The organism is Streptomyces sp. NPDC037288 (assembly GCF_055603265.1).
In genome coordinates this window covers 1-1,798 of the sequence record NZ_JBVJVY010000202.1, presented here as the reverse complement: position 1 = coordinate 1,798, position 1,798 = coordinate 1, and the positions used below count along the sequence as shown (strand labels likewise).

The following is a 1,798-nucleotide window of genomic DNA, read 5'->3' as shown; positions in this document are numbered from 1 at the left end:
TTTTCCGGCCGCACTCGCCAGGGCGGCTTGACGAGCTGAGGGCCTGAGGTGTCTTTCTCGGACTCGCCGCAGCCATGTGCTGCTACAAACGGCTCGTCCGCCTCACCACGTAAGACACCGGTCTTAGTTGGTTTCGGGCCGTCACCGTGTACGGTCGATCACCGTGCCGCGTCCACCCCGGCCAGGCACCGCACATGGTGGCCAGGCCGATGTTCTTGGTCTCGTACATCCTTGCGTTCCCACGCTCTGACCCGTCCAAAGCGGGCCTTGTGTGACGCTGGCGCGGACTCGTCGTCCCGCGCATGCGCCTGGACTGCTCGATCCGCGCCTTTACCCGATCCCGCGGCCAAACGAGGCGTCTTTACTACTGTCAGGCTCCGGCAGATACACCTGATCGGAGTCAATTGCCTGCCGAATTTGATGAAGTCTTAGGGCCACATGGATATCGAGCAAGCGCTGTGGCTCCTGCCAGCCGGGGCCGAGAACAACGCTGATTCGGCTCAACCGCTGGGCAGCTGTATTGATGTGGATGTGCAGGTTCGTCGCAGTCCGACTGAGTTTCTGCCCGCTGTCCAGGTACGCCTGCAAGGTGGCACGCAACGCCGTGCCTCGGCGTGCGTCGTAGCTGAGGAGGGGACCTATCATCGCTTCGATGAAGGGCTCGAGCTCGGGTTTCGCTTTGACCAGCAATCCCATGAACCCTAACTGCTCAACTGCCGCCACATCGCCGTTCCTCCCGAGCGCCAGCAATACTTTCGCGCAGGAGACGGCCTCTTGGCAGGCGTCACTCACGCTATGGGGCGACATCACGGGGCCAGCCGCGCCGGCGGTGGCCAGGTGGCCGATGGCGCGGCTCAGCTCCGTGACGAGGCGGTCAGCGGCTGGCCACGGGGCCTCACCGGGCAGCATGAAGATCAGCCAGCCCTGTCGTTGTGTGGTCAAGCCGCGATTCCGGCGTGCATATGCCGCTGCCCATGAAGAAGACCGTTTCGCTCTCGCTTTCACGACGTGAACGGCAACGAGTACATGTGGGCAGGTGAGGTCGAGTCCCAGACGATGCGCCCCCATATACAGGCCTTCGGTTTCTTCGGGCCGGGCTGCGAGCAGAGCCTTGAGAAGGTCTCGCTGAACCCCGGCCTCGGCTGTCTCCGCCGCGCGTTGAGCCAACAACAGCGCGGCCATCATCGTGGCAGGGCTCATGCCGCCGTCAGACATCGCGTGTTCCTTTACTCCATGCGTGGTCGCCGTATACCTTGGTCGTCTCTATGACGCCGCAAGAGACACGGCGTTACGCTGGAACGCTTGCATGTGACCTGTTACACAAGCTTGTCGATCTCCTCGTTGTGTGAGGATCTTCGAAGGGGCGACTGCGGAGTTGGCATGGTGGTTGCGTTCGTAGTCGATTGGGCTGCGGTGCCCACATACGCTGTGTAGCCGCAGGGAGTTGTAGAACCCGGTGATCCATGTGGCGATCTTCAGCCGGGCCTCGGCGCGGGTGGTCTGCCGATGGACGTACCCGGCCTTGAGAACGCTGTTGACGGCCTCGCTGACGGCATTATCGGAACACGACCCGACACGTTGTCCTGAACCGTTCCGGGTTCGGTAGGGACTCGATCGTTTGAGAGGATCGAGTTATGGCACGTCCTTCCCTCTACCCCGTTGAGCTGCGTAAACGAGCGGTCCGCATGGTCGCCGAGGTACGTCCGGAGTACGACACCGAGTGGTCCGCGATGGAAGCGGTCGCCCAGAAACTGGGCATCGGCACGACCGAGACGCTGCGCAAGTGGGTGCGGCAGGA

General features: G+C 62.6%; 1 protein-coding gene and 2 pseudogenes. 1 reads left to right on the top strand and 2 read right to left on the bottom strand.

What is annotated here, in order from left to right; genetic code table 11:
- Positions 1-330: 330 nt before the first annotated feature.
- Complete coding sequence (locus ACZ7GZ_RS43250) at positions 331-1,215, bottom strand: PucR family transcriptional regulator (RefSeq protein ID WP_471033341.1); 885 nt, start codon at positions 1,213-1,215, stop codon at positions 331-333.
- Positions 1,216-1,263: 48 nt separating this feature from the next.
- A pseudogene (locus ACZ7GZ_RS43245) lies at positions 1,264-1,566 on the bottom strand (hypothetical protein); the annotation flags it as partial.
- Positions 1,567-1,634: 68 nt separating this feature from the next.
- Between ACZ7GZ_RS43245 and ACZ7GZ_RS43240 the strand changes: the two are divergent.
- Positions 1,635-1,798, top strand: a pseudogene (locus ACZ7GZ_RS43240) (IS3-like element ISMyma3 family transposase); the annotation flags it as partial.

Bases quoted from the DNA above. Each gene is read 5' to 3' on its own strand.
- ACZ7GZ_RS43250 (WP_471033341.1), bottom strand. From the start codon at position 1,215: ATGTCTGACGGCGGCATGAGCCCTGCCACGATGATGGCCGCGCTGTTG.